The 4,422-nt window shown below is 52.1% G+C and carries 6 protein-coding genes; all 6 read left to right on the top strand.

Annotated features, from left to right (window positions below; all coding sequences use genetic code 11):
* Nucleotides 1-808, top strand: an 808-nt coding sequence (locus tag ACEW8P_RS14585) for a DegT/DnrJ/EryC1/StrS family aminotransferase (RefSeq protein ID WP_373513810.1), incomplete at its 5' end; no start/stop codon positions are given.
* Nucleotide 809: 1 nt separating this feature from the next.
* Complete coding sequence (locus ACEW8P_RS14580; RefSeq protein WP_373513809.1) at nt 810-1,382, top strand: acyltransferase; 573 nt, start codon at nt 810-812, stop codon at nt 1,380-1,382.
* A gap of 71 nt (nt 1,383-1,453) precedes the next feature.
* The gene (locus ACEW8P_RS14575; RefSeq protein ID WP_373513808.1) at nt 1,454-2,440 is read left to right on the top strand and encodes a Gfo/Idh/MocA family protein; all 987 of its coding nucleotides are present in this window, start codon (nt 1,454-1,456) and stop codon (nt 2,438-2,440) included.
* A 37-nt stretch (nt 2,441-2,477) separates the two neighbouring features.
* Nucleotides 2,478-3,014, top strand: coding sequence for a UpxY family transcription antiterminator (locus ACEW8P_RS14570; protein WP_373513807.1), 537 nt, complete (start codon nt 2,478-2,480; stop codon nt 3,012-3,014).
* 134 nt (nt 3,015-3,148) lie between these two features.
* Nucleotides 3,149-4,000 carry an ABC transporter permease gene (locus ACEW8P_RS14565; RefSeq protein WP_373513806.1) on the top strand — a complete coding sequence of 284 codons (852 nt, stop codon included), beginning with the start codon at nt 3,149-3,151 and terminating at the stop codon, nt 3,998-4,000.
* Nucleotides 4,001-4,049: 49 nt separating this feature from the next.
* Nucleotides 4,050-4,422: ATP-binding cassette domain-containing protein (locus ACEW8P_RS14560; RefSeq protein ID WP_373513805.1), on the top strand; the 373-nt coding region annotated here is incomplete at its 3' end.

Here is a 4,422-nt window from a genome sequence, read left to right as displayed (position 1 = left end):
CAGGGCGGTGGTGCCTGTTCATCTGTTTGGCCAATGCGCTGACATGGAGCCTATTCTCGATCTTTGTAAGGCAAATGACCTGTACGTGATCGAGGACAACGCGCAGGCCATCGGAGCTGATTACACGTTCGACAGCACCGGGGAAGTGATTTCGGCGGGGGCACTGGGCCATTTAGGAACCACCTCGTTCTTTCCCTCCAAAAACCTCGGCTGTTTTGGTGATGGTGGGGCCGTTTATACTGACCAGCCAGAGTTGGCCGCCAAAGTGCGCATGATCGCCAGCCACGGGCAAGCCCAAAAATACCGGCACGAGTTAGTAGGAATTAACTCGCGGCTCGATACGATTCAGGCGGCTATCCTGCTGGAAAAGCTCAAACACCTCGATACCTATATCGCCGCCCGGCAACGCGCCGCCGCCTGGTACGACCGCGAACTGGCCAAGGTACCCGGCATCGAGACGCCTTACCGGGCCGCTTATTCGACACACGTTTTCCACCAATACACCCTGAAAGTACCGGCCCAGCACCGCGATCGTCTCAAAGTTTTCTTGCAGGAAAAAGGGGTGCCGAGCATGGTGTATTACCCCATTCCGCTCTCCCAACAGAAAGCCTACCAAACGATGGGAAGGATTGCGGGCAGCCTGACGGTATCGGAGGATCTTTGTCGTCGGGTGCTGTCTTTGCCCATGCACACGGAGTTGACAAAACAAGAATTGCACTACATTTGCGCTACGGTGAAGGCCTATTTTATTGAATACGCGCCATCCGGTTTGTCGCTGGAAATGGATAAAACCCTGTCGAACAGCTAGTATGGAAAATGTATTCGTTCATCCTACGGCCATAATCGACGAAGGTTGCACCATCGGGGCGGGAACCAAAATATGGCATTTTTCCCACATCATGCCCGACTGTGTACTCGGTGAGAATTGCAACCTGGGCCAAAATGTAGTGGTGTCGCCGGGCGTGGTTTTGGGCAATAACGTGAAGGTACAGAACAACGTGTCGATCTATACAGGGGTGGTTTGCGAAGACGATGTGTTTCTGGGGCCTTCGATGGTTTTTACGAATGTGACTAATCCTCGCTCAGCTATCAAGCGCCGCGATCAATTTCAAAAGACTCGCGTTGGCCGAGGAGCGAGCATCGGGGCCAACGCGACCATTATCTGCGGTCACGACATTGGCGACTTTGCCTTCATTGGCGCGGGAGCCGTGGTGACCCAAGCTATTCCGCCTTACGCGCTCGTGGTGGGAAACCCCGCCCGGCAAATGGGCTGGATGAGTGAATACGGACACCGTCTGAACTTCGACGACTCAGGAAGAGCAGTTTGTCCCGAAAGTGGCGATGCCTACGAAATAGAAAAGGGCGTAGTCAGAAAGATGTAGGATGGAGCGGACGTTCCTGAATTCCAATAGTGATTGACCATACACACTAACCTTCAAGCCCACACACTACTATGAAACATTTTTCCCTCATCGGTGCTGCCGGTTATATAGCACCCCGCCACCTCAGAGCCATTAAGGAAACAGGCAACACGCTCGTGGCTACCCTCGATCCCTTCGACAGTGTAGGGATCATGGATAGTTTTTTTCCCAAAGCGGCCTTCTTCGTCGAGTTCGAGCGTTTCGACCGCCACATCGAAAAACTCCGCCGCACGGCTCAGCCCATCGACTACGTGAGCGTCTGTAGTCCCAACTACCTGCACGATGCTCACATACGCTTTGCGTTGCGTAATCATGCTCATGTCATTTGTGAGAAGCCCCTGGTGATGAACCCCTGGAACATCGACGCCCTAATGGAAATTGAACGGGAAAGTGACCATCGCGTTTATTCCGTCCTCCAGCTCCGGTTGCACCCCGGCATTATTGCGTTAAAAGAAAAAATCGCCCGCAGCCCGGTGGACAAAGTATTCGACGTAGACCTTACCTACATTACCTCACGGGGCAACTGGTATTATTCATCTTGGAAAGGCGACATGGCCAAGTCGGGTGGGATCGCCACCAACATCGGTGTGCATTTCTACGATATGCTCTCCTGGGTGTTCGGCGGAGTCAAGACCAATCAGGTTCATCTCCATAGGCACGACCGCGCCGCCGGATACCTGGAATTTGAAAAAGCCCGCGTACGCTGGTTTTTGTCCATCGAGCACCAAACGCTACCCGCCCACATTCAGGAGAAAGGGCAATCCACCTACCGTTCCATTACCGTCGATGGCGAGGAGGTCGAGTTCAGCGATGGGTTCACCGACCTGCATACCAAAAGCTACCAGCATATCCTGGCCGGGAGTGGGTTCGGCATGGAGGAAGCGCGTCATTCGATTGAAATTGTCCACGATATTCGTACTGCGGGCATCTCCCCACTGCTTGGCGACTACCACCCGCTGGTGAAGCTACCCCTGACCCGGCATCCTTTTGAAGGCAGCAAACGTAAAGTATCGACCTGATCGCTCATTACTATACCGCCTACCCCATATCCACAGCATGGAAGCAGAAAACCTGAACGTACATCCCTGGCGAGTACTCCAAACGCGCTCGCGTTCTGAGAAAAAAGCGGCCGCCCTGCTGCAAAAGATGGGGATAGAACTATATTTGCCCCTGCAAAAGCGAAGGAAAAAGTGGAGTGATCGCGTGAAAATCGTCGAGGAACCGCTTTTCTCCGGCTATATCTTTGCTAAATTTACCGAAGAATTACGCTATCCCATGCTCAATACACCCGGCGTCGTCCGCATTGTTTCTTTCGGGGGAGCGTATGCTTCGGTTCCAGAGGCGCAAATTGAAGCATTGCGCCAACTGGCCTACCTGGATAACGAGGTTGTGGTGGTGGATGCCGGCCTGCTCCCCGGTCAGGAAGTACGCATAGCTTCCGGGCCTTTCAAAGGGTTTCATGGACGGTTGGTCCGACACGATGGCAAGGGAAAACTGGTCATTGAGATCGTAGCAATTGGGAAAGGGATCGTGCTGGAGCTGGGTCGCACCAAAGTAGCGGCACTCCCTAAAACAGCGGCTCAGGCCGGATAGTGAATGTATGCCGGAAGACCGACAAGTTCTGGTAATTTATAAAAATCGAGATAAGTAGTTTTGGTTTTGTAAGTGTTTAATTGTAAGACTTGTATGCAACAAAGCATGGGAGTGAAAGAGCGAAGCTGTATCCGGTGAATCCCACTGAACCTACTTTTGAGAACTCCATTCAGGCGCACGACAAACTGCTCGATCTGCGCCTAAACGAGATTTGGCAGTACCGCGATCTGCTGGTACTTTTTGTGCGTCGCGACTTTGTGGCCAAGTACAAGCAGACCATCCTCGGTCCGCTCTGGTTTTTTATTCAACCCCTCTTCCAGACCGCCGTCCTGGCTATCGTCTTCGGGGGGATGGCTCAGCTTTCCACGGATGGGGTACCCCCGATTTTATTCTATCTGGCGGGCGTTACGACCTGGAATTATTTTTCCAACTGCCTCCGCACCACCTCCACCACGTTTACGGCCAATGCCGCCCTATTTGGCAAAGTCTATTTCCCCAGGGCCGTTACGCCGCTGTCGATCATTATCAGCAACCTGATTCAGTTTGGCATTGGTTTGTTCCTTTTTTTGCTCATCTACGGCTATTACACCATCGATGGCTATCCGCTCAAACCCAACGCCGCTATTCTACTTTTGCCCCTGTTGATTGTTTTGATGGGCTTCATGGGGCTGGGTTTGGGGATGCTGGTATCCGCTATGACCACCAAGTACCGCGACCTACAATACCTGGTAGAATTTGGGGTACAACTCCTGATGTACGCCACCCCGGTCATTCTGCCGCTATCGGCCATCCCCGCCAAATACCAGCCCATTATGTTGGCTAACCCCATGACGGGCATACTGGAAACCTTCAAGTACGGATTCTTTGGAACGGGTACTTTTTCGTGGGGGTTGCTTACGTATTCGGCGGTGTTTACAGCAGTAGTGTTTCTTGTAGGTCTGGTTATTTTTAATAAGACGGAGAAGAATTTCATGGATGTAGTTTAAATTATACCTAACAACGCCTCGGGGCGCCCCGCTAACAACCTAACAACCTTTGCCAAAGCCAGCCATTAAAGTAGAAAACCTATCGAAACAGTACCGCCTTGGCACGATTGGCACCGGCACCCTAAGCAACGACCTCAAGCGTTGGTGGTATCAAGTTCGGGGTAAGGAAGATCCCTTCCTGAAAATAGGGGAAAGCAACGACCGCAGTACCAAAGGAAAAAGCGAGTATGTTTGGGCACTCAAAGACATCAACTTCGAAGTAATGCCCGGCGAAATTCTGGGAATTATAGGCAAAAACGGAGCAGGAAAATCCACTCTGCTTAAAATACTATCTAAGGTAACAGGGCCAACTACGGGGCGCATCGACTACAACGGTCGAATCGGTAGTTTACTGGAAGTAGGTACGGGCTTTCATCCCGAAC

The sequence above is a fragment of the Persicitalea sp. genome, from assembly GCF_041751555.1.
In the GTDB taxonomy this organism is placed as follows: domain Bacteria; phylum Bacteroidota; class Bacteroidia; order Cytophagales; family Spirosomataceae; genus Persicitalea.
Note: the sequence above shows the minus strand (reverse complement) of the source record. Positions and strands in the feature narration are given on the sequence as shown.

What these genes read in the sequence shown, in the direction of transcription:
- ACEW8P_RS14570 (WP_373513807.1), top strand. Translation starts at nt 2,478, where the DNA reads ATGGAAGCAGAAAACCTGAACGTACATCCCTGGCGAGTACTCCAAACG.
- ACEW8P_RS14580 (WP_373513809.1), top strand. Translation starts at nt 810, where the DNA reads ATGGAAAATGTATTCGTTCATCCTACGGCCATAATCGACGAAGGTTGC.
- ACEW8P_RS14575 (WP_373513808.1), top strand. Translation starts at nt 1,454, where the DNA reads ATGAAACATTTTTCCCTCATCGGTGCTGCCGGTTATATAGCACCCCGC.